22 protein-coding genes are annotated in these 26,274 nt (G+C 56.9%); 16 read left to right on the forward strand and 6 right to left on the reverse strand.

Annotated elements, in window-relative coordinates:
• Positions 1 to 102: 102 nt before the first annotated feature.
• From AUQ42_RS00705 to AUQ42_RS00720, 4 genes are all read left to right on the forward strand, one after another.
• On the forward strand, positions 103 to 714 hold the full coding sequence (locus AUQ42_RS00705) for a dimethylamine monooxygenase subunit DmmA family protein (protein WP_068517039.1): 612 nt from the start codon (positions 103 to 105) through the stop codon (positions 712 to 714).
• A complete protein-coding gene (locus AUQ42_RS00710; protein WP_068517040.1) occupies positions 711 to 1,676 on the forward strand; it encodes a PDR/VanB family oxidoreductase in 966 nt (321 codons plus the stop codon). The genes AUQ42_RS00705 and AUQ42_RS00710 overlap by 4 nt, the downstream gene beginning before the upstream one ends.
• An 18-nt stretch (positions 1,677 to 1,694) precedes the next feature.
• Positions 1,695 to 2,735, forward strand: coding sequence for a DUF3445 domain-containing protein (locus tag AUQ42_RS00715; RefSeq protein WP_068517041.1), 1,041 nt, complete (start codon positions 1,695 to 1,697; stop codon positions 2,733 to 2,735).
• Between the two features lie 69 nt (positions 2,736 to 2,804).
• On the forward strand, positions 2,805 to 4,169 hold the full coding sequence (locus tag AUQ42_RS00720; protein ID WP_068517042.1) for an NAD(P)-binding domain-containing protein: 1,365 nt from the start codon (positions 2,805 to 2,807) through the stop codon (positions 4,167 to 4,169).
• A 791-nt stretch (positions 4,170 to 4,960) separates the two neighbouring features.
• Here AUQ42_RS00720 and AUQ42_RS00730 read toward each other — a convergent pair.
• The 4 genes from AUQ42_RS00730 to AUQ42_RS00740 form a co-directional block, all read right to left on the reverse strand.
• Positions 4,961 to 7,342, reverse strand: a complete 2,382-nt coding sequence (locus AUQ42_RS00730; protein ID WP_068517044.1) for a DUF1989 domain-containing protein — start codon at positions 7,340 to 7,342, stop codon at positions 4,961 to 4,963.
• Positions 7,343 to 7,763: 421 nt separating this feature from the next.
• Positions 7,764 to 7,928 carry a hypothetical protein gene (locus AUQ42_RS15825; protein WP_170310292.1) on the reverse strand — a complete coding sequence of 55 codons (165 nt, stop codon included), beginning with the start codon at positions 7,926 to 7,928 and terminating at the stop codon, positions 7,764 to 7,766.
• A gap of 37 nt (positions 7,929 to 7,965) precedes the next feature.
• Entirely contained in the window at positions 7,966 to 9,312 is a 1,347-nt protein-coding gene (locus AUQ42_RS00735; RefSeq protein WP_068517045.1) for an ammonium transporter, read from the reverse strand.
• A gap of 305 nt (positions 9,313 to 9,617) precedes the next feature.
• Positions 9,618 to 10,778 (reverse strand): GlxA family transcriptional regulator, encoded by a 1,161-nt coding sequence (locus tag AUQ42_RS00740; RefSeq protein WP_231856635.1) that lies wholly within the window; start codon positions 10,776 to 10,778, stop codon positions 9,618 to 9,620.
• Between the two features lie 142 nt (positions 10,779 to 10,920).
• On the opposite strand from AUQ42_RS00740, the gene AUQ42_RS00745 reads away from it, so the two are divergent.
• The 5 genes from AUQ42_RS00745 to AUQ42_RS00765 all read left to right on the forward strand — a co-directional run bounded on the left by AUQ42_RS00745 (position 10,921) and on the right by AUQ42_RS00765 (position 16,810).
• Entirely contained in the window at positions 10,921 to 12,171 is a 1,251-nt protein-coding gene (locus AUQ42_RS00745; protein ID WP_068517046.1) for a sarcosine oxidase subunit beta family protein, read from the forward strand.
• Between the two features lie 19 nt (positions 12,172 to 12,190).
• The gene (locus AUQ42_RS00750; RefSeq protein WP_068517047.1) at positions 12,191 to 12,469 is read left to right on the forward strand and encodes a sarcosine oxidase subunit delta; all 279 of its coding nucleotides are present in this window, start codon (positions 12,191 to 12,193) and stop codon (positions 12,467 to 12,469) included.
• A complete protein-coding gene (locus AUQ42_RS00755; protein WP_068517048.1) occupies positions 12,466 to 15,441 on the forward strand; it encodes a sarcosine oxidase subunit alpha family protein in 2,976 nt (991 codons plus the stop codon). The genes AUQ42_RS00750 and AUQ42_RS00755 overlap by 4 nt, the downstream gene beginning before the upstream one ends.
• Positions 15,434 to 16,003 (forward strand): sarcosine oxidase subunit gamma, encoded by a 570-nt coding sequence (locus tag AUQ42_RS00760; RefSeq protein WP_068517049.1) that lies wholly within the window; start codon positions 15,434 to 15,436, stop codon positions 16,001 to 16,003. The genes AUQ42_RS00755 and AUQ42_RS00760 overlap by 8 nt, the downstream gene beginning before the upstream one ends.
• 114 nt (positions 16,004 to 16,117) lie before the next feature.
• Positions 16,118 to 16,810, forward strand: coding sequence for a dienelactone hydrolase family protein (locus tag AUQ42_RS00765; RefSeq protein ID WP_068517163.1), 693 nt, complete (start codon positions 16,118 to 16,120; stop codon positions 16,808 to 16,810).
• Positions 16,811 to 16,887: 77 nt separating this feature from the next.
• On the opposite strand, the gene argE is transcribed toward AUQ42_RS00765, so the two are convergent.
• Together argE and AUQ42_RS00775 are read right to left on the reverse strand one after the other, a co-directional pair.
• On the reverse strand, positions 16,888 to 18,066 hold the full coding sequence (gene argE / locus AUQ42_RS00770) for an acetylornithine deacetylase (RefSeq protein ID WP_068517050.1): 1,179 nt from the start codon (positions 18,064 to 18,066) through the stop codon (positions 16,888 to 16,890).
• Entirely contained in the window at positions 18,063 to 18,830 is a 768-nt protein-coding gene (locus AUQ42_RS00775; protein WP_068517051.1) for an NAD kinase, read from the reverse strand. The genes argE and AUQ42_RS00775 overlap by 4 nt, the downstream gene beginning before the upstream one ends.
• A gap of 211 nt (positions 18,831 to 19,041) precedes the next feature.
• On the opposite strand from AUQ42_RS00775, the gene AUQ42_RS00780 reads away from it, so the two are divergent.
• The 7 genes from AUQ42_RS00780 (at position 19,042) to AUQ42_RS00810 (ending at position 26,254) form a co-directional block, all read left to right on the forward strand.
• On the forward strand, positions 19,042 to 19,782 hold the full coding sequence (locus tag AUQ42_RS00780) for a TetR/AcrR family transcriptional regulator (protein ID WP_068517052.1): 741 nt from the start codon (positions 19,042 to 19,044) through the stop codon (positions 19,780 to 19,782).
• 311 nt (positions 19,783 to 20,093) lie between these two features.
• Positions 20,094 to 21,017: a sulfurtransferase gene (locus AUQ42_RS00785; protein ID WP_068517053.1), complete on the forward strand. Its 924-nt coding sequence runs from the start codon at positions 20,094 to 20,096 to the stop codon at positions 21,015 to 21,017.
• 123 nt (positions 21,018 to 21,140) lie between these two features.
• A complete protein-coding gene (locus tag AUQ42_RS00790) occupies positions 21,141 to 22,352 on the forward strand; it encodes a YeeE/YedE family protein (protein WP_068517054.1) in 1,212 nt (403 codons plus the stop codon).
• Positions 22,349 to 22,909 (forward strand): hypothetical protein, encoded by a 561-nt coding sequence (locus AUQ42_RS15830; protein WP_197460752.1) that lies wholly within the window; start codon positions 22,349 to 22,351, stop codon positions 22,907 to 22,909. Before AUQ42_RS00790 ends, AUQ42_RS15830 begins: the two co-directional genes overlap by 4 nt.
• 63 nt (positions 22,910 to 22,972) lie before the next feature.
• Positions 22,973 to 23,797 carry an HNH endonuclease gene (locus AUQ42_RS00800; protein ID WP_068517055.1) on the forward strand — a complete coding sequence of 275 codons (825 nt, stop codon included), beginning with the start codon at positions 22,973 to 22,975 and terminating at the stop codon, positions 23,795 to 23,797.
• A 335-nt stretch (positions 23,798 to 24,132) separates the two neighbouring features.
• A complete protein-coding gene (locus tag AUQ42_RS00805; RefSeq protein ID WP_068517056.1) occupies positions 24,133 to 25,965 on the forward strand; it encodes a DEAD/DEAH box helicase in 1,833 nt (610 codons plus the stop codon).
• Positions 25,966 to 26,044: 79 nt separating this feature from the next.
• On the forward strand, positions 26,045 to 26,254 hold the full coding sequence (locus AUQ42_RS00810; protein WP_068517057.1) for a cold-shock protein: 210 nt from the start codon (positions 26,045 to 26,047) through the stop codon (positions 26,252 to 26,254).
• The last annotated feature ends 20 nt before the right edge of the window (positions 26,255 to 26,274 follow it).

Below are 26,274 nucleotides of genomic sequence, written 5' to 3' on the forward strand. Positions count from 1 at the left end.
GCTGGATCGGCTGGATCGACCGGATCGACCGGATCGGTCGGACCGGTTCCCCGGGGCTGTCATTTGATCCGTTGGTTTCTGACAGAATGGGATCCCGCGACCATGTCTGAGAGTTTGATAGAAGAAAGCATCCTTTCCCGTCCCAAATACGGGCAGTTGGCGATTGCCCCGGGGCTTGCGCATTATTTCGTTGCCGATGCCTCGGGCGCGGAATGCGTCATCCGCGTGGCCCAGACCGCCCCGAAAGGCTTCATGGAAAAGGTGCATATCCTTTATGTGCCGACACCGGGTGAAAATGCCCTGATCACCGCCCTTTATGCGTTGGGAGCCAAACGGTTCGAACATGTCCCGACCATTGATGCGGCGATAGCCAAGCTGGGCGACTGGCTTTCGGAGTCCAAAATGGGAAGCCAGCTTTACCTTGCCGGGACCGAAGGCCTGATTGGCCGGGCTGTCGCCAAGGGCGAGGAATGCGGGCTCGATCACACCGCTGTTCAGTGTGAACATCGCGGCAGTCTGGCGCGTCGGGTTCAATGCGTTCACTGCAAAACCATGATCGAAAAAGTCACGACACAGCCGGTCAAATGCCCGTCCTGTGATTTGCTGCTTTTGGTGCGCGATCACTATTCCCGACGACTGGCCGCCTTTCAGGGGGTGTGCATCAATGCCGAAGACCCGACCGAGGAAGTCGAAATCAGGGAGGTCTTCAAATGAGCGCGTCCGATCATCTGATCCCGGTGGTGGTTTCCCGGGTTGTCGAAGTCAATTCGATCATCAAGCGGTTTGAATTCAAGCATATCCACGGCAACGAACTTCCGGCCTTTTCCGGCGGGGCACATATCGTGGTGGAAATGCTTGATGGTCCGACCAAGCGCAAGAATGCCTATTCCCTGATGAGTTCGCCCTTTGATCGCGACCAATATGCCATTTCGGTGCGGCGCGATGATAACGGGCGCGGTGGATCGAAATTCATGCATGAAAAGGTCGAACCGGGCATGAGAATGAATATCTCGGCCCCGGTGAACCTGTTTGCGCTTGATCTGCGTGCCAGAAAACATCTGATGATTGCGGGCGGCATCGGCATCACGCCGTTCATCGCCCAGATGACCCAGGCATCATCACTTGGCGTGCCGTTTGAACTTCATTACGCCGCGCGCAGCGCATCACAGGCGGCCTATATGGACAGCCTGCAAGACCGGTTTGGTGACCATGTCAGGTGCTATTGCGATGATGCGGGCGGTGGTCCTGATCTGACCGCACTTTTATCGGATCAGCCACTTGGCACCCATGTCTATGTCTGCGGGCCCAAAGGCATGATCGAGGCAGTCGTTCAAACCGCAACCGATCTTGGCTGGCCTGCGGCCCATATCCATTTCGAACATTTCCTGTCCCCGCCGGTGGGCAAGGCATTTTCGGTCCATCTGGCAAAGGCCGGGATTGATATCACGGTCGGGCCGGAACAAAGCCTGCTTGAAGCGATCGAGGCATCGGGAACCCCGGTCAAATGCCTGTGTCGTGGCGGGGCTTGTGGGCAGTGCGAGACAAAGGTCGTCACCTGTGATGGTGACATTGCCCATAACGATCACTGGCTTGATGACGATCAGCGTGCATCGAAACAGTTCATCATGCCCTGCGTGTCGCGGTTCAGCGGCAAGCGTCTTGAGCTTGATCTGTAAGCAAGGGGGATCTGCGATATGACCATTCACTTCAGAAACGAGACATTCCGCAACGATTTCACCTATGCCAACAGTCCGGGCAACATTCCGCGCTTTCCGTTCCCGTTTCCCGAAGACGAATATATGTATTCGACCAATGTGGAACCGCATCATGCCACGCGGGCCGGAAGCCCGTTTGAACATGCCTTTGATGTTGACGAACATTATGTCTCGGAAATGAAGGACCGCGCCCTTGTCCTGGCCGATGACCCCGGGCGTTGTCAGGCCCTGCCGCATATGGAAACGGCGGCCTGGGATTTTGTCGAACTGGTGATGGTTTCCAAGGCGCGCGACTATCCCGATCTGTTTGAACTGACCATTGATGGTGATCGCTGGCACTGGATCAACAAGCCGCTTCAGATCGATGACACCTTTGTCTTTGGCGACAGTTCGACCCTGCCATGTCATCCGATGGAATATATCGGCCGTCAGGTGCAGGGCGACCACGCCATCCTTGATCAGCGCGATGGCAATCTTTGGATGGATGCGGGGATCATTACCGCGCAGGCCGACTGGTCGCTTGATTTCGACATTGGCATGAACTTCTTTGAATGGCATGCGCCCGTGCCGCTGGCCCATGAGCTCGGCGTGTTTCAACGCGCGTTGAAATTCCTGCTGTCCCTGCCGCAAGGCCAGCCGTCCCGGCGTTTGAACTGGACGCTGACGGTTAATCCAAGGCTTGATACCAGTCCGGAAAACTATCCCAAATGGGGACCGGACAAGCTGACGGTGAACCCCGGCAATATCGGGGGAAAGGTCCATCTTCGGGTCGAACTTCAGACCTTCTGGCGTCTGCCGCGGTCGAACGCGATCCTGTTTCCGATCCGCACCTATTTGATGGCGATGAACGAAGTTGTGACCCAGCCGAAATGGGGCCGTCGCCTGCATCGGGTGATGCGCGATCTGCGCCCGGAACTGGTCGAATATAAGGGGCTGTCACGCTACCACCCGATGCTGGTGGACTGGCTTGCACAGTTTGACGACGGCGCGCCGACGTCACCGGGGATTTTCCCCGACTAACCAAAACCGGCATCAAAAAAACAAGCCGGACGGAGGAAATAACCAGCCATCTATTGGGGATCTAAGGCAATGACACTTCGCGTGGCGATTATTGGCGCCGGCCCGTCGGGCATGGCGCAGATGCGTGCATTTCAGTCAGCAGCAGCCAAAGGGGCCGAAATCCCCGAAGTGGTATGTTTCGAACGTCAGGAAGACTGGGGCGGTTTGTGGAACTATACCTGGCGCACCGGACTTGATGAATATGGCGAACCGATCCACGGGTCGATGTATCGTTATCTGTGGTCGAACGGACCCAAAGAATGCCTTGAATTTGCCGACTACACGTTCGAGGAACATTTCGGCAAACCGATCGCATCCTATCCGCCGCGCGCGGTGATCTGGGACTATATCAAGGGCCGGGTCGAAAAGGCCAATGTGCGCCCGTGGGTGCGGTTCAGAACGCCGGTGCGCCGGGTCGAATTTGATGATGCGTCACAGACCTTTACGGTGACTTCGCATGATCTCAAAAACGATATCATCGCATCCGAGGAATTTGATTATGTGGTGGTTGCCAATGGTCATTTCTCGACGCCGAATGTCCCGGAATTCCCGGGGTTCGAAACCTTTGGCGGGCGTGTTTTGCATGCCCATGATTTCCGTGATGCGCTTGAATTCAAGGACAAGGATATCCTGATCATCGGCACCTCCTATTCGGCCGAGGATATCGGATCGCAATGCTATAAATATGGCTGCAAATCCGTCACCGTCAGTCACCGCACCAATCCGATCGGCTTTGACTGGCCCGATAACTGGGCCGAAGTACCGCTTTTGACCCGGGTTGAGGGCAATACAGCTTATTTCAAGGACGGATCATCGCGTGATGTCGATGCGATCATTCTGTGTACCGGCTATCAGCATCACTTCCCGTTCCTGACCGATGATCTGCGTTTGAAAACCGCTAACCGATTGTGGCCATTGGGTCTTTATAACGGGGTGGTGTGGGAAGAAAACCCAAAGCTGATGTATCTGGGCATGCAGGACCAATTCTATACCTTCAACATGTTTGATGCCCAGGCATGGTATGCCCGTGATGTCATCATGGGCCGCATTCCGTTGCCGTCAAAGGACGCGATGAAGGCCGATAGCCAGGCTTGGCGCGACCGGGAAGAAAGCCTGAAAGACGATCATGACATGATCTGGTTCCAGGGCGATTACACCGCCCATCTTATTGAAATGACAGACTATCCGATGTTTGACATCGAAGGGGTCAACAAGACCTTCGAGGAATGGGAACATGACAAGGCCCATGACATTATGGGCTATCGCAACAAGTCATACCGATCGCTTATGACCGGCAATATGTCGCCTGCCCATCATACGCCGTGGCTTGATGAACTTGATGACAGTCTGGAAGCCTATTTGCAGACCGGATTAAAAAGCAGTGCTGCAGAATAAGCCGCATTATTAAAAAGAAACTAATAATCGCACTGACCTTCCCTTAGCAGAGCAAACTCGCAGTCACCCCCGCGCCAGTCGCGGGGTTCTTTTTGTATGAGGATTGAATTTTGCGGCGGGGCATGATGCCCGGGGCATCCCGGTGTTGACGCTATGTGGAGGCGTGAAACGGGTGGGGCGCGATTGGCGTAGGTAGCGTGAAAAGGCCAAGGCACGATTGGCGTAGGTAGCGGGATGGAGCCAGAACGTCGGCGCCACAGGACGGGGCTCAAGGCAGCACCAGCGCAGGCCGTGGTCTTTATGGAACAAGGGATAGCGAGGGGCAACGGGGCGCGGGGCGGGCCAGCTCAGGGCTGGTGCGGGTCGGATCAGGTTTGGGGGTGGCCAGCTCAGGGCTGGTGCGGGTCGGATCAGGTTTGGGGGTGGCCAGCTCAGGGCTGGTGCGGGTCGGATCAGGGTTGGGGCGGGCCAGCTCAGGGCTGGTGCGGGTCGGATCAAGGTTGGGGCGGGCCAGGTCAGGGCTGGGGCAGGTCGGCTCAGAGGTGGGGCATGTCGGCTCAGAGTTGGGGGCCGGATCAGAGGTGGGGCGGGCCAGCTCAGGGCTGGGGCAGGCCAGATCAGGTTGGGTGGGGCGGTGAAAGATCTGGGAAAGCGGGGCGGGGTCGGGCGCGGGTTATGACGCCGGAGGCATCCCGACTTGGGGATCAATTGGTCGGGGGCAGGAAAGGCGCGCCGGACCGGGAATTCGGGCGTGCCTTGGGTGGGATGTGGGAATGTGAGGATTCCTCGTGTTACGATCTTGGCTTGGTTTTTTCCGGGTCGTAATGCGGGAAGGCGGTGATTTTGGCGGGCAGGCGCATCATGTGTCCGTCGAGCTTGCCGATTTCGACATCGGTGCCGATATCGGCATGGGCGATGTCGATGCGGGCAAGGGCGATGTTCTTGCCCAAAATGGGGGATCGCATCGCACTGGTGATCACCCCGATCTGGGCGCGGCCGATATGGACGCAATCGCCGTGGCTGGCCGCGACATTGCCATCAATCTCGATCCCGACCAGTTTGTGCGATGGATGGTCTTTGCGCCGGATCAGGGCATCGTGGCCGATAAAGTCGTCTTCCTTGGATTTCAGCGGCACGGTAAAGCCGATCCCGGCTTCGAACGGATCGGTCTGATCGGAAAATTCGTAATCGGCAAAAATCAGACCCGCTTCGATGCGCACCATATCAAGGGCGGCAAGCCCCATCGGGGTCAGGCCGTGCGGTTCGCCGGCCTCCCAGATCGCATCAAAAACGGTCAGCGCATCCTTGGGATGGCACCAGATTTCATAGCCGAGTTCCCCGGAATAGCCGGTGCGCGAAACGACAACCGGTGCGCCCTTGGCATTGCCGATGCGGCCAATGGTGAATTTGAACCAGCCGACTTCATCAAGCTTGGGCTGATGAGGGGGCGTCCAGATGACATCGCGCAGGATATCGCGGCTTTTGGGGCCCTGAACGGCGATATTGTGCATCTGATCGGTCGAGGATCGGATCAGAACATGCAGGCCAAGCTTGGCGGCCTGTTCGCGCAGCCAGACGCCGCTGTAATCATCGCCGCAAATCCAGCGGAAATTGTCCTGCCCAAGGCGCAGCAAAGTGCCGTCATCAATCATGCCGCCATGGGGATAGCACATGGCGGAATAGACGACCTGACCAATGCCGAGCTTTTTGACATTGCGGGTCAGACAATGCTGCATCAGGGTTTCACTGTCGGGGCCGGTAATTTCGAATTTGCGCAGGGCCGAAAGGTCGATCACGACCGCCTTTTCGCGGCAGGCATAATATTCTTCGATCATGCCAAAGCCGGTATATTCGTGCGCCAGCCAGAAGCCCTTATAGTCAACAAAGTTGCGGGTCAGTTCGCCAAAACGCGGGTGAAAGGCGGTTTGTTTGGTCATTTTTGCTTCGGCCTCTGCTGTCGGGCGCCAGGCAACGGCATGGGTGAATTTTTCGGTGCTGTCATAGGCACGGATATGAATGTCGGTCGGCTTCCAGCCATTGGCCGCCGTGGTGTCATCAGGACAGGCCGACGATACGCAGACCAGATCGGTCATGGCCCGCAAAAGCACATAATCCCCCGGACGCGACCATGGCTGATCGGCATACATCACGCCGTGATCATCAATGCCGGTATTGAAAAAGAAATTGATCGCCATCCAGCCGGGGCGCGGATCAACCCCGTGCGCGGCAAGCGCCCCGTTGAAATTATCGGTGCAGTTCACATGCCCCGGATAGCCGATATCGTCGTAATATTTGGATGCGCAGGCCATGGCAAAGGCATCATGACGCCCGCAGGTATCCTGAATAACCTCGACCAGCGGGTCCATGTCCTGATCATAGTATTTGCCATGCAGGCCGGGCATCGGATAGGCGTGACCCATCAGGGTGCGCGTGGTGGTGACATCGAGCGGGTTCTGAAGACCGCGATCAAGTTTGCGGGCATCAAAGCACTGAAAATCGGTGCATTGCCGCCCGTCAACATCAAGGATCTGGATATAGTCACCGGCCCTGATTTCATAGGCGCGCGCGGTGGCCGCATGAATGCGCAGATCAAGCGTCGGATCGGCCAGCGGATCGGGCAGGGCAAAGCTGTATGTATCGTGATGATGGGCGCGGTCAATGGTCACAATCACCGGGCTTGCCGTGTTGTGGGCATCAATCTGCATGATCGGGGCCGGGGTGGCGACAATGACAAAGCCGTCAAACTGGGCGCATAGCACCACCGTATCACCGGCCGGACTGGCATTGCCAAACATCCGCAAGGCCAGACATTCATCAAGATTGACGTCGCGCCGTTTCAGGGTGCGGGCAAAGCGCGCCAGACTGTCATCAAAGGGATGGCTTAAAAGGTCAATCAGGCCGCGCGGTTTGCCGTGCGGCAGATATTCAAAAATCGAAGGCAGCGACTTTCCCGACGGATCAAGGCCGATCAGCTCGACCGTCTGCATGCCTTCGCTGTTGGTCAGCGACAGCTGATCGCCTTCGCGCACCGCAATCAGTGCGGCACCGCGTCCGGGAACCTCGTAACGTTCAATATTGCGCGCCATTGCAGTGCGCCCGGCATTGAGAATGCGGCTGGGACGTGCGGCGCGCACGGCATGCGCAGATGACTGGGGATGTGAAAGCGCGATCATTGTGGCCTCTGCGGTGAATGATCTGTGCAGATGCAAGGCAGCGATAACATGGGTGACTTGCGCGGGACCGGATGGCAGGCACATGTGCCAGTCGGGTCGGTTGGCATTTATCGTCCGGCAGATGCCGGGGCAGCATTCAGGTCAGGTCGAGAGCAAAGGCCGGAGCAGAGCCAAGGTCAAGGCCAGAGCACAGGCCGGGTTGAGGGGCGTGACAGGAACCGGGACTAGGACCTGAACCGGGACCTGAGCCAGGGACAGAACCGGGGCCAGAACCAGAACCGAGGCTGGAGCCGGAGCTACAACCAGAACCCTTGAAAGGCCAGTTTTGAGGCTGGCCTTTCAGAGTGGTCATGATGGGATGCATCACCGGGTGCAGTTGGGTTCAGGGCAGGCTGGTGATGCACCCCGTCAATGTCAAAGATTACATGTCTTTGTAAGCTTTGTTCTCGTGGCTGGCCATCGAGGCGATGGTCCAGATGCACACGCCAATACCGACCAGCGTGAACAGTACGAGAAGGGCCGGTTTGTCGGCAAAGGTGAAATAGGCCTCTGCGCCTTCCCAGCTGGTAATCGGAGCTGTGTTCATTTTACAGTTTCCTTATCTGGATTGATCAGAAACGAACTTACTCGGCCGGGGTCGGCGAGGTCGGGTCGTTGGTGAATGCCGCCGGAACAGAGCTTTCCGGATAGGCGCTGACCGGAACTTCGGCCTTGTCGAGACCGGCAAGTTCAGCCTTGTCGGTAACGCGCAGCAGGCCAACCATCTTCAGAACGAAGGACAGGGCATAGCCCGGTACGAAACCAAGGATCATGAAGACAACGGCACTGGACAGCTGACCAACGAACGAGATTTCCGGACCGGCAACGTTCGGGTAACCCGACGCAAAGATACCAGCCATAACAAGACCCCAGACACCACCAAAGCCGTGAACGGCGACCGCGCCAACCGCGTCGTCGATCTTGAACTTGCCAACGAGGATGTCGTTGAGTTTCGGCATGATGCAACCGCCGCCGAAGCTGACAAGGAAAGCGAGCCCCGGATAGTAGAGATCAAGTGCCGGTGCAGACGAGATCACACCGATCAGCGCGCCCGACATCATCCAGAACGGATCGCGGGTCACGAGATACGCACCGATCATGCCGCCAGCAACGCCCATCAGAGTGTTGAATGCGAATGCCGACAGGGTTGCCGGGGTGTTGTAGATGGTCATCCAAGTGTCGCCGGTATAGATGATGCAACCGCCGAGGAAGCCGAAGAAGCCCATGACGATCAGCATCAGACCGATCAGCGACATCGGCATGTTGTGGCCGTCAATATTGTTGACCGAGCCATCCGCATTGAAGCGGCCGATACGCGGACCAAGATTGATCAGCACACCCAGGGTGAAGAAGCCGGCAATGGTGTGAACGGCACCCGCCGCACCAACGTCATGCAGGCCCCATTCGGTGGTCAGCCAACCGTCCGGATGCCAACCCCAGGAAGCGCCGAAGACCCAGACAACCGCGCCCAGGAACAGGGCAAGAATGGTAAAGCCGGAAATACGGATACGTTCAATGACGGAACCCGACATGATCGAGGCGGTGGTCGCCGCGAACAGGGTGAAGGCCGCATAGAAGATGCCTGACGCGTTATCGGTCAGGTTCGGACCCATATTTGCACTCCAGGGCAGGCCGGCTTCGGAGCCGTCAGCGATGCTGAAGCCTGTCGGAAATGCCAGATAGATCCACCAGCCGACATAATAGAATGCCGGAATAAGGAAAGCGAACGCGATCAGGTTTTTCATACCCGATGCCAGCGCGTTCTTTGCGCGCGATGCACCCATTTCATAGGCAAGGAAGCCTGCGTGGATGGCAAGCATCAGTGCTGTACACCACCAATAGAAAACTTCGGAATTGATGGTCGTTGCCATGCTGAGCGATGACTCAAGGCTATCGAGCCTCGCCATCAACTCCGGTACGGATTGTTCCATTTTAGTCTCTCCATCACATAATGCCCCCCGATGGACATTCCTTTTATTAAAAATCAATTCCCTATAGTGAACAAGTTCAAATGTGTTTTTTGTTGTGCGTTGCAAAAAATACAATAAAAACAATTAGATAATAAAAATACGATATCCGTCACAGGATAAATGTTTAAAAAATAGTCGCTGAAAAATGATGCATATCAAATATGCAGACTCGTGGAATCGTGCCGATTCTATCGAAATCGCGTGCAGGGGAATGCACCCCTCGGTTGGATAGGGGGCCTTGCCGAACGGGGGATGGGGCGGAATGGTCAGTCGCCGCGTGCCGTGCTGGGCGTGACACCATAGGTTGCCTTGTAGCTGCGCGAGAAATGGCTGCTATTGGAAAAACCGGTGGCAAAGGCGATTTCGGAAATGGTCAGCGCACTTTGGGTCAGAAGCCGGTTGGCATGGTCCAGACGCACCTGGCGATAGGTTTCAAGAAACGATTTTCCAAGATGCTGATCAAACAGGCGGTCAAGCTGACGGGTCGACAGGCGGGCAAACCGCGCCATTTCTTCGCGGGATTTCGGGTCTTCGATGGTGGTTTCCATCTTTTCGAGAACCCGCAACAGTCCCGGATGATGCACGTTATAGCGTTCGGCAAGCGATGCGCGCTGTGAGCCGGTTGATGTGCCGACCTGGGTATGGAGAAACCAGTCCGACACCCGGGTTGCGAAATCCGACCCCAGATGTTCGGCGATCATGGCATGCATCATATCAAGCGGTGCGACCCCGCCGCCGCATGTGATGCGATCACCATCAATGACAAAGCGGGCGCGTTTTGGTTCCAGATCGGGAAAGGCTTCGATCAAAGCCGGGGCATGTTCCCAATGGATGGTGAATTGCCGTTGCCCCAGAAGCCCGGCAGCGGCCAGAACATAGGCCCCGCTTGAAATGCCGCCCATCCGCACCCCCCAGCGTGCGAGTTTGCGAAGACCGGGCAACATGCCCGGTGCCTGCCATTGTGAGGGGTGGCCGCCGGCACAGACAAACAGGCTGTGCAGGCTTGTCGGGGCCTGTGCCAGTGGAGTGGTCGGCACCATGGTCCCGGTCGATGACAGCACATTGCCGCCGGTCGCCGAATAATTGAGGATCTTATAGACCGGGCGCCCGGCCAGAAGATTGGCCGCACGTAACGGTTCAATCGCCGAGGCATAGGACATCAGCGCAAAATCCGGCAGCAGGAAAAAGCCGATATGTTGCGGGGCCGGGAACGCAGTCGGACCGGCAGGGGCGTTGGAATGGGCATCAGGCCTGGATGAGGGGGGCTTGGCAGACTGGGCGGACTTGGCCGACTGGTAGGCAGTCCGGGCGAGCGGGAAGGCCGGGTTGGGATTGGCGCTGGTTTGGGTTTGCGTGTCCTCGTCCCTGTCTCTGTGCGTATCCCTGTGCGTATCCCTGAGCTTTTCCCTGTCCGTGCCAGATGTCATCGCATGCCCCTGATCGCGCATTTGGCGGCATCGGATGTGATGTCCCAAATATGTTATTAGATGTCCTTTTTAGACAAGCTGGAAATTGTGTCTCTGTCAAGATCGGCTGGTACCCGTTGCGCGCAACAGCGAAAGATCAAAGATGCGTTATTCAGCCCTGTCACTGCTTGGCAATGCTTTTTCCAAGAACAAGAACTGGAAACCGGCCTGGCGCAATCCGGACCCGAAACCCCGTTATGATGTGATCATCATTGGCGGTGGCGGGCATGGATTGGCGACGGCCTATTACCTGTCCAAGGTGTTTGGTGCCCGCAATGTTGCGGTTCTTGAAAAGGGCTATCTGGGATCAGGCAATATCGGGCGTAACACGACGATCATCCGGTCGAATTACCTGCTGGAAGGCAATAACCCGTTCTATGAATTCTCGATGAAGCTGTGGGAAGGGTTGGAACAGGATTTCAATTTCAACGCCATGGTATCCCAGCGCGGGGTGATCAATCTGTATCATTCCGATGCACAGCGCGATGCCTATACCCGGCGTGGCAATGCCATGCGTCTGCACGGGGTTGATGCAGACCTTCTTGATCGTGATCAGGTGCGTGAAAAGCTGCCATTTCTGGATTACGACAATGCGCGTTTCCCGATCATGGGCGGTTTGATGCAGGCGCGTGGCGGCACGGTGCGCCATGATGCGGTGGCCTGGGGATTTGCCCGCGGGGCTGATCAGAACGGTGTGGATATCATCCAGAATTGCGAAGTCACGGCAATTGACCGCGATGGCGATCAGATCACCGGTGTTCAAACCACACGCGGGGTGATCAAGTGCGGCAAGCTTGCGATGGCGGTGGCGGGCAGTTCAAGCCATGTCGCAAGGATGGTCGATATGCGTCTTCCGATTGAAAGCCACGCGCTTCAGGCGTTTGTGTCCGAGGGGTTGAAGCCGTTTATCGATACGGTCGTCACATTCGGGGCCGGGCATTTTTATGTGTCGCAATCCGATAAGGGCGGGCTTGTGTTTGGCGGGGATATCGAAGGGTATAATTCCTATGCCCAGCGCGGCAACCTTGCCTGTGTCGAACATGTGGCCGAGGCCGGAATGGCGATGATCCCGGCATTGTCGCGGGTGCGTATCCTGCGCAGTTGGGGCGGGATCATGGATATGAGCATGGATGGTTCCCCGATCATGGATCGGACCCATATTTCCAACCTCTATTTCAATGGGGGGTGGTGTTATGGCGGGTTCAAGGCGACCCCGGCATCGGGATATTGCTTTGCTCATTTGCTGGCGACCGGGACCCCGCATGAAACCGCGACCGCATTTCGCATGGACCGGTTTGCACGCGGTTATCTGCTTGATGAAAAGGGCGTTGGTGCCCAGGCCAACCTGCACTAAGCCGCAAAGGAATTTGGAAATGAGCAGTCTTGTCAAATGTCCCCATTGCGGTCTTCGCCCCCGTGAGGAATTTACCATCCGTGGCGAAGTGCCAACCCCGCGTCCAGCCGCCGGTGCGGATGAAAGCGTGTGGTTTGATCATGTCTATCTGCGCGATAACCCGCGCGGGCAGCATCGGGAATATTGGCACCATTCGGGGGGATGTCGTCGCTGGCTGGTGCTGGATCGCAATACGGTGACCCATGAAACCGGTGATGTGGTCGATGCCAGTACCCTGAAATCGGAGGGCCGGGCATGACCAGTTTCCGGATTGATGGCGGTACGCTGATTGACCGTGATGATGTGCGTGAATTCACCTTTAACGGCGAGAAACTGCGCGGTTTTGGCGGGGATACGGTTGCATCGGCCTTGCTTGCCAATGGCAAACAATTGGTCGGGCGCAGTTTCAAATATCACCGCCCGCGCGGCATCCTGACCGCCGGGGCGGCAGAACCCAATGCACTTTTGACCATCGGGCGCGACGGGCGGCGTGATCCCAACACGCGGGCGACCATGGCGGAACTGTTTGACGGGCTGGAGGCCCGATCACAGAATTGTTGGCCGAATGTCGATTTTGATATCGGGGCGATGAATGGTCTTTTGGGGCCGCTTTTGGGGGCAGGGTTCTATTACAAGACATTTATGTGGCCCGCGGCATTCTGGGAAAAAGTTTATGAACCGCTGATCCGCAAGGCCGCCGGTCTTGGCCGGGCAAGCTATGATCCCGATCCGGGGTCTTATGAAAAATGCTGGGCGCATTGCGATGTTCTGGTGATCGGGGCCGGTCCGGCCGGGCTTGCCGCGGCGCTGACGGCGGGTCGGGCAGGCGCACGGGTGATCATTGCCGATGAGGGCGCGCAGCTTGGCGGCGGCATGCTGGCCGAAGGCGGGATGATCGGCAATAAACCCGCCGATGCGGTTCTGGCCGATATGGTGGGGGAATTGCATGCCCTGCCCAATGTCGAGGTGAAAAAACGCACCACCGTTTTCGGGGCCTATGACGATCAGGTCTTTGCCGCGGTTGAACGGGTGCAAAAGCATCTGTCTGACGCGGCGATCAATCCCGACCGGGCGATGGAACGGCTTTGGCGGATTGTTGCCAAGCAGGTCATTCTGGCCACCGGGGCCGAAGAACGCCCGATTGTGTTTGGCGGCAATGACCGGCCCGGCGTGATGACGGCGGGGGCGATGCGGACCTACCTTAATGCGTTTGGTGTCGCACCGGGCAAGCGGGTTGCGCTTTTTGCCAATAACAATCAGGCCTATCAGACGGCGCGGGATCTTGAAGCCCGGGGGATCGAGGTCGCAGCGATCATTGATCCGCGCAAATGCCCCGATATCGATTATGGCGGCAAGGCACGCCTGATTGCAGGGGCGATGGTTCGTGATACGGCGGGGCGCAAGGCGATCAAATCAATTGCCGTGCGTCATGATGATGGCCGTGATGAAGTGATTTCGGTCGATGCGCTGGCGGTTTCGGGCGGTTATAGCCCGATTGTGCATCTGGCCTGTCATCGCGGGGCAAGGCCGGTCTGGTCGGATGAACATGTCGGTTTCATGCCACCCGAAAATTGCGATGGCATGGTGCCCGCCGGGGCGGTTGCCGGAAAGGCCGGGATCGCGTCGTGCTTTGTCGCCGGGGCGACGGCCGCAGTTTCGGTGTTGAATGCGCTTGGATTAAATGCCGCGCCAGCAGGTTTGCCCGATACGCAAACAGCCGATGATATTACGCAGGGTACGGTTGCGATCTGGTCGGTGCCATCTTGCAAGGGCAAGGCATTTGTTGATTATCAGAACGATGTGACAGCGGGTGATATCAATCTTGCGATGCGCGAAGGATATGACCACGTTGAACTTGCCAAGCGCTATACCACCAACGGCATGGCGACCGATCAGGGCAAGACATCAAATGTGAATGCGATTGGCATTCTTGCCCAAAACAAGGGTGTGTCGCCCGGTGCGATCGGCACCACGACATTCCGTCCGTTCTATACGCCGGTGTCGTTTGGCGCACTTGTTGGCGCATCAAAGGGGTTTGAATTCCAGCCGGTGCGCAAATCGCCGCTGCATGGCTGGGCCGAACGCAACGGGGCGAAATTTGTTGAAACCGGGCTTTGGTACAGATCAAGCTGGTTCCCGAAAGACGGCGAGACATTCTGGCGCGACAGTGTCGATCGCGAAGTCATGAATGTGCGCGAAAATGTCGGGATTTGCGATGTTTCGACCCTTGGCAAGATCGAGATTTTTGGTGCGGATGCGGCAGAATTCCTGAACCGGGTTTATTGCAATGCCTTCCTTAAATTGCCGGTCGGCAAGGCGCGCTATGGCATCATGCTGCGCGAGGATGGCTTTGTGTATGATGACGGCACGACCAGTTGTTTGGCCGAAAATCATTACTTCATGACCACCACAACCGCCCTTGCCGCCGGTGTTCTGACCCATCTTGAGTTCTGTGCGCAGGTGTTGTGGCCCGATCTTGATGTGCGGCTGGCGTCGGCGACCGATCAATGGGCGCAGATGGCCATTGCCGGGCCACGGGCGCGTGATGTTCTGGCCAAAATCATTGATGACGATATTTCAAATGATGCCTTCCCGTTCCTGGCAGCGCGTGACGTTTCGATGTTTGGCGGGCGGTTGTCCGGGCGGTTGTTCCGAATTTCGTTCTCGGGCGAGCTTGCCTATGAAATCGCGGTTCCGGCCGGATATGGCGAAAGCGTTGCCGATGCCATCATGGTGGCGGGCAAGGAATTTGGTATTGCGCCCTATGGCACCGAGGCGCTTGGCGTCATGCGGATTGAAAAGGGTCATGTCACCCATGCCGAGATTAATGGCACGGTGACGCCGGCCGATCTTGGCATGGGGCGGATGGTGTCGGCCAAAAAGGATGATTTCATTGGCCGGGTGATGAATATGCGCGAAGGGCTTAAGGACCCGATGCGCCCGGCACTTGTCGGGATCAAGCCGAAATCACCGGCGGATAAATTCGCCACCGGGTCGCATATCCTGAAAATCGGGGATGAGGTCAGCCTTGCCAATGATCAGGGCTATGTGACGTCGATGTGTTATTCGCCAAACCTTGGTCATGCGATTGGCCTGGCGCTGGTGAAAGGCGGGCCGGAACGGTATGGCGAGGAAGTCGTCATCTGGAACGGTCTGGCCGGGACCAGCATTACCGGCATCCTGTGCAACCCGGCCTTTGTCGATCCAGAGAATGAGAAGCTCCATGCGTGATTTTCCGTTAAATAACGTATCGCCCTTTGCCACCATGCCGGACGGGCAGGCGCATGCCGCCATCCATATTGCGCCGGTCAGAACGGGCTTTGTCTTTCATGTTCTGGGGCAGGCGACAGGAACAATCGATCAGACCCGTCAGCAGCAGCTTCAAAAGGTGCTGGATGCGATTGCGCCGGATCTGGGCGGGGAGCTTCGGGTATTGTCGCCCGGTCAGTGGTTCTGGGTCGGGGAAAATGATGTGTCGCAAGGCCGGTTTGGCGAAATCGCCGGGCAGCTTCCGGCCGAATTTGCCCTTTCGGATCAGACCCATGGCCGGGTGCGGTTGCGCCTTACGGGGGCGCGGGTATGTGATGTTCTGGCCAAGGGGGTGATGATTGACCTTGATGAAGGTATCTTTGGCATCGGGCAATCGGCGATGACCCAGATCGGGCATATCGGGGCGATGGTCACGCGCCTTGATCGCGACAGTTTTGAAATCACGGTCCTGCGCAGCTTTGCCGACAGCCTGTGGCACGAGCTTCATCACATGGCCGCCGAATTCAACGGGTCGCATTCCTGAAACGCGGTGGCGTTTGTATCCATGAAGCCGGTTTTTTGATCCTGCGACCTTGTGATGTCACAATCAGGGCATAACTGATTGGGCACAAAGATCAAAACAAGGAGGTTGATTGCGATGACAAGGCTTGCTGTGAGCACCCCGGACGGGAATTTCGAGGCCTATGTGGCGATGCCGACGAAACTTCCGGCACCGGTTGTTGTGGTGATCCAGGAAATTTTTGGCGTCAATGCGGTGATGCGCGGCATTGCCGATGATTATGCCAAGCAGGGCTATATCGCGGTATGTCCGGACCTGTTCTGGCGGATCGAGCCGGGGATTGATATCACCGATCAGACCGAAGAAGAATGGAAGCAGGCATTTGGCTATTATCAGGCATTTGATGTCGATAAGGGCGTTGAAGACATTGCCGCAACCATGAAGGCCGCGCGCGGGATCGAAGGGGCCAATGGCAAGGTCGGGGTTGTTGGTTTCTGCCTTGGCGGATTGCTGACCTTCCTGTCGGCCACGCGGACCGATGGCGATGCCTTTGCCGCCTATTACGGTGGTGGCATGAATAATTACATGAATGAAGCCGATAACATCAAAAAGCCGCTGATCGTGCATCTGGCGGGCAATGATGAATATATCCCGGCCGAGGCCCAGGACGTGATCAAGGAAGCACTTGGCGATCATCCGCTGACCGAGCTTCATATCTATCCGGGGCGCGATCACGCCTTTGCGCGCAAGGGCGGGGCCCATTATGACGAGGCCGATGCCAATACGGCAAATGCGCGCACGGCGGAATTCTTTGAAGCCAATCTGGTTTGATTCAGCAATAATGTGCCAAACGACAAAGGGCTGCGAAATTCGCAGCCCTTTTGGTTTTCGTGCGGTGATCTGGGCGGTTATTTGACCAGAACGGCCAACAATTTATCGAGAAACACTTCGCAGCGGCCCAACTGATCAAGTTCGATGAACTCGTCAGGTTTGTGGGCCTGTTCGATATTGCCCGGACCACAAACCACGGTCGGAATATCACCCATGGCGGAAAAGACGCCGGCTTCGGTGCCAAAGCTGACCTTGCCCGTCGTGTTGGCACCGGTCAGCGCCATGACCAGTTTGGTGACTTCCTCGTCATCGCCGGTGGCAAGACCGGGCATGTCGGAAATGACTTCGATCTCGACCCCGACATCGTCATAGGTTTCGCGCATTTCCGGGATCAACGTATTGTCGAGATAATCGAAAATCCTCGCCTTAAGCGCGTCGCGATCATCATTGGGCAGATTGCGGAATTCGAAATCGACAAAGCAGTTTTGCGGAATGATGTTCAGCTGGGTGCCGCCCTTGATCACGCCGGTATGGAAGGTGGTGTGATTGGGGGTGAATTCATCGTCATGCGGGCCTTCATCGCGGCATTGACGACCCAACTTGCGCAGGAAGACCACAAATTCCGAGGCGAACTCAACAGCGTTAACACCTTCGCCCGGAAGCGATGAATGCCCCGACCGGCCAGTGAAATGGGCACGGGCGGAATATTTGCCCTTATGCTGGGTGATGACCTTCATCTCGGTCGGTTCACCAACAATGCACATGGCGGGTTTGTGGGGCAGGTTGTTGATCGCCTCGACCAGGCTAGGCACGCCAAGGCATCCGACTTCCTCGTCATAGGTAAAGGCCAGATGGATCGGCACGCGCAGATCTGCGTTTTTGAAAGTCTCGGCCTTGGCCAGCAAACAGGCGAGGAACCCCTTCATGTCGCATGATCCGCGGCCATAAAGTTTGCCGTCGCGGATATCGATGTCATAGGGATCGGATGCCCAGTTCTGGCCTTCGGTCGGGACCACGTCGCTGTGACCTGACAGGATCACGCCGCCATTCACGGCCGGACCGATGGTTGCATAGAGATTGGCCTTGGTGTTGCTGTCATCGCGAACAACAAGGGTTTCATAGCCCAGCCCGTCAAGGAAGGCTTTGACTTCTTCGATCAGGGCCATGTTCGGGGTCATGCTGACCGACGGGTGGGCAATCAGTTTGCGGCACCAGTCGATGGTGTCTTGTGACGGTGCAAGTGCGGCGGTGGTCATTCGACGAATTGTTCCTTAAGGATACGCTCTTCGAGATTATGTTCGGGATCAAACAGCAATTTGATCTTCATGTTGCGATCTTCGCGGATCTTCACATGGGACACATCGCGGACCTCGGTATAGTCGGCCACGGCAGAAACCGGGCGTTTTTCCGGGTTTTCGATGGTAAAGACAACTTCGGCCCCGTGCGGCAGCAACGCCCCGCGCCAGCGACGCGGGCGAAACGGGCTTATGGGTGTTAAGGCCAGCAAACCACTGCCCATCGGCAGGATCGGACCATGGGCCGACAGGTTATAGGCCGTGCTGCCCGCAGGGGTGCAAACAAGTGCGCCATCACAAACCAGTTCGGCCAGACGTTCAACCCCGTCAACCTTGATGCGCAGTTTGGCGGCCTGACGGGTTTCACGCAAAAGGGAAACTTCGTTGATCGCAAGCGCGCACATGCTTTCGCCGGAAACCGTGTGGGCTTCCATCTGAAGGGGGTGAAGTTCGACGGTCTGGGCTTCGGTGATGCGATCAATCAGATCCATCTCGCGGAATTCATTCATCAGAAAACCGACCGTGCCGCGGTTCATGCCATAGATCGGAACTTTCCGGCCCATATAGCGGTGCAGGGTTTCAAGCATGAAGCCGTCCCCGCCAAGGGCGACAATCACATCGGCCTTATCGGGCGCAATGTGGCCATAACGATGTTTCAGCCGATACATCGCATCCTGTGCGATTTTGGTCTCGGCCGCGACAAAGGCGATGGAATCAAGCTGCATCTGCATGTCCGACGGGTAATTGGGGCGCGCCCATAAACGAGCATTTCCAACAATAGAGTATGCTTTGCATTGAATTGCAAGGGGCTGCGTCATCGATCATGTCACACAGCGCATGCAATATACAGGTAGTCAGGTTGACCAGTGCGCGAAAAGAGAGGAACCTGAAACTTATCAATAATTTCGTTTCAGCAGTCATTTTCAGATTGGCGCAATGACCAAAGAACCATTCAGCATCACAGCGGCACTTTCGCGGATCACCCGTGCGGATGATCAATATGATGACGGGACGCTTGAGGTGGATGAAAGCATGGAGGTCGACGCGCTGTCAGAAGGCGCACTTGTGCCCAAGCGGGTGCGCGATCCCGATCTGACCCGTCAGAAACTTCTTGATGCGGCGTTTGGCGAAATCCGCCGGGCCGGTTTTGGCGGGGCATCGATTGCCAATATCCTGGATGTCAGCGGCTGTACCAAAGGGGCGCTGTATCATCATTTTTCCGGCAAGGCCAAACTGGTCAATGCGGTGATCGAGGAATGCCTGCCGGGCTATGTCGATCAGGTGTGGCTTGCCGAGCTTGAAGATGTGGATGATATCCTGCCGGTGATGATGGGGCAGGTCGACCGGCTTGGCCGTCATGATGCGCCCGAACTGCTTGAAGGCGGCTGCCCGCTGGCACGGTTGGCATCGGGGGCAGGCGAACTTGACGAAGGATTGCGCAAACGGATTGACGGTGTTTACCGCTATTGGCGGCGTGGCCTGGCATCGCAGATCGGCAAGGCGCAATTCAACAAAACCGTGCGAACAGATATCGAACCATCGGCGGTGGCGGAATTTGTCATCGCCTCCCTGCACGGGTTTTTGACCCGCCCGCCAGCCTTGCGCACCCGGGAAACCCAGGATGCTTTTGCCCGCGAGTTTGCCCGGTATCTGAATAACCTGCGTCCGGTAGCCTAGAACAATCTGTTTGGAATGTCCGGCCCGCAGGGTTCGGTTTGGCGATGTTTTACGGCGTTCCGTCGCTTGAACGGTGCCCCGCATCACCCTTGCGCGCGGTGGCTTGCCAAACAATGCACCAAACACGACCAAAACGATCCGATCCAAATTGAAACTGTAGTGGGGAAACCTTGCGCGGTTCCCGTCCATTACCCGGCTTGATAATTTTAAACAAAAAAATAGTGTATTAATTGAAATATTGACATTTTTCTGTGGGTGATTACATCTCTTTCACAGTTTCATGAATTTTTCGACATATGGAGACAGGCCCCATGCGCTCTCTCATTCTTTCTGCTGTTGCAGTGGTGGCATTTGCCTTTGCTGGAAATGCTGCCCAGGCCGAGCGCCTGACGGAAAAGCCGCTGGTTGATGCCAACTGGGTTGAAGCAAACCTCGATAATCCGTCGCTGGTGGTTGTTGATATCCGTTCGATGACCAAGGAAGGCAGCCCCTATGACGCCGGTCACATTCCGGGATCGGTTTATGCGCCTTATGGCAAGTTCGGCTGGCGTGCCAAGGTCAATGATGTTGTCGGCATGTTGCCGCCTTTGGACGTGATTTCAAAGCGCATCGGGTCGCTTGGCATCGATAATGACAAACAGGTCGTGGTTGTCCCGGCCGGTCAGAACAGCTCGGACTTCGGGGCTGCAACCCGTGTTTATTGGACCTTCAAGGTTCTGGGCCATGATGCGGTAACCATTCTTGATGGTGGCCAGCGCGCATGGCTTGCCGCAGGCAAGGCGGTTTCGACCGATGCGGTCGCACCTGATGCGGTTGCGTTCAATGTCAATTTCCGTCCGGAACTTCTTGCCACGGCAGAAGACGTTGCCAAGGCACGTGAAAACGGTGTTGCGCTGATTGATGCCCGTCCGGAATCACAGTTCAAGGGCGAAACCAAAAGCGGCGTAGTCGCCCGTGCCGGTGCGGTTCCGGGTGCAAAGAACATTTCGCAGTCGGAATTCTATAGCGATCAGGACGGTGCATTTGTTGCATCGGACGTGATTGAATCGCTGGTTTCGGATGCCGGTGTCGCCAAGGATGCCAAGGAAATCACCTATTGCAATACCGGTCACTGGGCGTCGGTCGCATGGTTCGGCCTGTCCGAAGTGATGGGCAACAAGAACACCGCGATGTATGATGGTTCCATGACCGAATGGGCTGCTGATCCGAACCGTGAAATGGTTGTTTCGGAATAATTCCGGAATTCATATCAGCCCTGATGGCACAGACATTTTGGACGGAATCGGGTTTGCCCCGGTTCCGTTCGTGTTCGTGGGCTTTGACCCGACAGATTTCCTTTAACGTTACTGAGCGTCACCATGTCAGAAACGACACTTAAGGCCCGCCCGGACGTCCCGGGCTTTGACTTTGACAAGGGACCGGCGGCGATTACCGCGGTTCTGTTTGTTGTGGTCGGCATTGCCATTGCCCAGGCGGTGGATCTGCATCAGGCCGTGCTTTACGGTCTTGGCGGATTGCTGGGCATTTCACTTTATCATGCATCATTCGGTTTTACCGGCGGCTGGCGGCGTTTTTCGGTCGAGAAACGCGGACGGGCGATGAGGGCCCAGCTTTTGATGATCGGGGTTGCGGCCGCGGCCTTTATTCCGATGCTGGCGCTGGGAAGCCCGCTTGGCAATCCGATTGTCGGGGCGGTGGCACCGGTGGGTACATCGGTGCTGGTCGGGGCCTTCATGTTTGGTCTTGGCATGCAGCTTGGTGGTGGATGCGGTTCGGGCACCCTGTTTACGGTTGGTGGCGGCAGTGCGCGCATGTTGCTGACGCTGACCTTCTTTATCATCGGGGCGGTGATCGGAACGGCGCACTTGCCGATGTGGCTGGAACTGCCATCCTTGCCGCCGATGAGTGTCGGTCGTGAATTTGGTGTTGCGGGCGGCCTTGCCGTGACCTTTGGCGGTCTGGCGCTTGTCGCGCTGATGACGGTGATTGTCGAAAAGCGTGCCCATGGTTCGCTTGAAGCAACGCCCAAGGCGCCGCGTGTCGGTCTGGCGCGCCTGTTCCATGGTCCCTGGCCGCTGGTCTGGACCGGGTTGCTGTTGGCAGGGCTTAATATCGCGACCCTTCTGATTGCCGGTCACCCGTGGTCGATTACGTTCGGCTTTGGCCTTTGGGGGGCAAAGATCGCCCAGGGCATTGGTATTCCGGTTGAAACCTGGGAATTCTGGAACTGGGCGGGGCCTGCCAAGGCGCTAGGCAATTCGGTTCTGGAAGATAATACCTCGGTGATGAATTTCGGCATCGTGATCGGTGCGGCCTTTGCCGCGGCCCTTGCCGGAAAATTCGCGCCCAAGGTATCGGTGCCGATGGCGTCGCTTCTGGCGGCGGCAATTGGCGGGCTTTTGATGGGCTATGGCGCGCGTCTGGCATTTGGTTGCAATATCGGTGCGTTCTTTAGCGGGATCGCATCGGGCAGCGTGCATGGCTGGCTGTGGTTTGTTCTGGCCTTTGCGGGCAGTTGGGTCGGCATTGCGCTGCGTCCGGCATTTGGATTGGATGGATTCCGGAAATGAGCGAGAAAAACACACTTCTTTTCGGTGCGGTCTTCTTGGCGGCGACCGGTGCGGTTGCCCTTGATCATTACACCCATACGGCCAATGTCCCGGCAATCGCCAATCCGGCCCCGGCCAAGCGCCCGGCCGCCGGGGCAAACCCGTGCGCGGGAAATCCGTGTGCCGCCAATCCGTGTGGCGCGAATCCCTGTGGTGCCAATCCGTGTGGGGCGGGCTACAACCCCTGTGCAGCGAACCCGTGTGCGGCAAACCCCTGCGGCGCGAACCCGTGCGGGGCAGGGTACAATCCGTGTGCGGCGGCTAATCCATGTGCCGCAAGCCCGTGTGGTGCCAATCCCTGTGGGGCGGGCTATAACCCGTGCGCAGCCTATAATCCCTGCGGGGCGGCAAACCCCTGTGCGGCAAGCCCGTGCAGTCCATGTGCAGCCAACCCGTGTGCTGCCTATAACCCATGTGCTGCCGCGCCGTGTGCACCGGCAAGCAATCCTTGTGCTGCGGCCAACCCTTGTGCCGCATACAATCCGTGCGGTGCCGCGAACCCGTGTTCGGCCTATTGATATTTTCTGTTTTCTAACCCTCTGGGAAGATCTATCGTTTCCAGAGGGTTAGGAGAAATACTGTTGGCGAATAAAAAGTGGACCGATGAAGAGCGATACGCTGCTTTAAAGCTGTATTTTGAGCTCGACTTTGGTCAATTCCACGCGCGAAACAAGAATGTGATTGAGTTGGCGCAGGTTTTAGACCGCACGCCAGGTTCAATCGCCATGAAGCTTGGCAATTTTGCAAGCTTGGACCCGACACTTGATCGTGGTGGGTTAAAGAATGTGAGCGCTGCTGACAGAGCGTTGATGGCGCGCTTTCACAATCAGCCTGCGCGAGTCATTGATGATATTGAACGGGCCGTCGATAGAATTGAATATCGGTCTCTTTCCCTGCCTTCTGCAAATCCTGAAGATAATGTTCAAGACGGGATGCAAGACCAGCAAATCGGATTCGACATATCGGGGCGTCCTACAAGCGTTATGCGGGTTCGGGAAGAGCGGCTCAATCAAGGATTCTTTAGGCGAGCGGTTTTATCGGGCTATCATTTTCAATGCTGTGTATGCGGCTTGAAGTTCGTGCGGTTGTTAGAGGCGGCGCATATTAAGCCGCATCACCAAGACGAAACTTTCAGACTAAGGCCCGACAACGGACTGTCTTTGTGCCGCAATCATCATAAGGCGTTTGATGAAGGTTATTGGACGCTTGGCGGTGACTTCGAGATCGAGCTTGATCCACGATTGCGCAAATTGGCCCGGCATGATGAAGCGATCAGTGATTTATTGATTGCGCATGAGGGCAAGCAGATTCGCCAACCATTTCGCTATCTCCCTTTGAAGGAAGCAATTGATTGGCATAGGGAAAATACGTTTGCAAAGAATGAGCCGGTGTTGGGGAAGGGCTAATCAGAAAGAGTGGCAAGTTTGTCCCTACGTCACGGGGGAGTTTCGAAGGTCTGGCGCGCAATTCTGCCGGGCCTGTTTGCGTAAAACGCGGGGCTGTCACAAATATGGCGTTTGACAAGCCGGGCAAACTCTGCGCATGGTGTCGCAGAAATTTGATCGCTCCAGAAGCGTAGAGGGGACTGAAATCCCCCACTGTTGAGTGGTTGACCTAAGAACGCATTGAAGTGTCCAGCTACGCGGGTACTTCCTGAACTGCAAGGCGCAGACCTGATTACTACATTTCACCGGGCGTTGTCCCAGCTGTCTGCAGCCTCTAATTTACGAGTTACCCTTATTTGACCCAGTTTTCCGAACTCGGCCTGGCCGAGCCGGTCCTTCGCGCATTGGCGCAAGAAGGCTATGACGCGCCGACACCCATTCAGGCGCAGTCCATCCCGTCCCTGCTTGAAGGTAAGGACCTGCTTGGTATCGCCCAGACCGGTACCGGCAAGACGGCAGCATTCGCGTTGCCGATTCTTGATCGACTTTCCAAAACCGAAGGCCGTACACCCAAAGGTGCCTGCCGTGTGCTGGTGCTTGCGCCGACGCGCGAGCTTGCCGCACAGATCGGTGACAGTTTCCGTGCCTATGGCCGTTTCCTGAATGTCCGTGTGGCTGTGGTTGTGGGCGGTGTTGCCCATGGACCGCAGATCAAGGCGATTACGCCGGGCATCGAAGTTCTGGTGGCGACACCGGGCCGTCTTCTTGACCATGTTGATAGTGGCAAGCTGACGCTTAAGCATGTTGATGTGGTTGTGCTTGATGAAGCCGACCATATGCTTGATCTTGGCTTCTTGCCGCCGATCAAGCGCATCATCAAGATGTTGCCGCGTGACCGTCAGAACCTGTTCTTCTCGGCGACCATGCCGACCCAGATCGGTCAGCTTGCCGGGGATATGCTTTCCGATCCGGTCAAGGTTTCCGTGACCCCGGTTGCAACCACCCAGGAACGTGTTGATCAGTCGGTTTATCTGATCGAGCGCACCCGCAAGCGTCAGCTTCTGGCAGAGCTTCTTGATAATCCGGTCTTCAAGCGGACCCTGGTCTTTACGCGCACCAAGCGCGGTGCAGACCGTGTGGCCCGTCATCTTGAAGCCAATAAAATCAGTGCAGCTGCCATTCATGGCAATAAAAGCCAGAACCAGCGCGAGCGCGCCCTGAACGCATTCAAGGATGGTCAGATCGGTGTGCTTGTCGCAACCGATATCGCAGCACGCGGTATTGACGTTGATGGCGTGACCCATGTCGTGAATTTCGAGCTTCCCAACGTTCCGGAAAGTTATGTGCACCGTATTGGCCGTACGGCCCGTGGCGGTGCCAGCGGTACGGCGATTGCGTTCTGTGACGAAGAAGAACGCGGTCTTTTGCGCGATATCGAAAAAACCACCCGCCAGTCGATCCCGGTGATTGATCGCCGCGATGCCGAAGCTGCTGCCGAACAGGAAGCGCAATCGGCAGAAGCGCGTGAAGCCAACCGTGGCCGCCGTGCAAATGGTGGTGGTCAGGGGCGTTCTCAGGGCCGGGGACAGGGGCGTGGACCGAATGGTCAGGCCCGTGGTAATGGTCGTGGCAACGGCAACGGTAATGGCGGTCGTGGTCAGGGTGGCAATGGCCGCCGTGATGGCGAGGCAAACCGTGCAGCCGCCGGTAACCGTCCGGAGCGTTCCAATGATCGCCCGGCGCGCCAGTCGTCGCAACGTCGTGACGGGGAAGGCAATGCCAATGCCGCACAGGCTGAGGTGAGCCCGGCACTCGAAAAATCCAGAAGCCGTTACAAGGGCGGGATCAAATCCGGCCCGGCCAACGGTCGCGGGAACGGCCCGGCAGGCAATGCCGGTTCGTCCGATGGGCGCAAGCGCCCGGTCAAGCGCGTTGATTCCGATGGAAACCGCCGCGACCGTGCACAGGGCGACAATTCAATTTCTTCCGGTCTTTCCTTTATGGGCAGTACCGAGGAACGCCGCGCGAAAGGCAACGGGGGCAATGGTGCCCGCAATGCCAAACCGCAAGGCAAGCGCGGCGGTGCGAACCGCAATCGCAATCCACGTGGCCCACAATCTGGCGGGCAGCCAGGGGGTGGTGGCCGCAACACATCTTCGAACAATCAGAGAAGACGCGACCGCGCCTGATCTGATTGTCGATCCAAAATAGGCGCGCCCAGTCGGGGCGTGTCGTAACGCCACTCAATACTCGATAGGAGATCTAAAGATGGCAACTGGTACCGTTAAATGGTTCAACGCAACTAAAGGTTTTGGTTTCATTCAGCCGGACGAAGGCGGAAATGACGTATTCCTGCACATCAGCGCTGTTGAGCGCGCTGGCATGGGCCACCCGCAGGAAGGCGACAAAATCAACTACGAACTGCGCACCGATTCCCGTTCGGGTCGCGTTTCGGCTGACGACCTGTCGGCTGCCTAATTCGGTTTGTCCTTCCTTGT

The sequence above is a fragment of the Thalassospira sp. MCCC 1A02491 genome (genome assembly GCF_001613785.1).
Classification (GTDB): domain Bacteria; phylum Pseudomonadota; class Alphaproteobacteria; order Rhodospirillales; family Thalassospiraceae; genus Thalassospira; species Thalassospira povalilytica.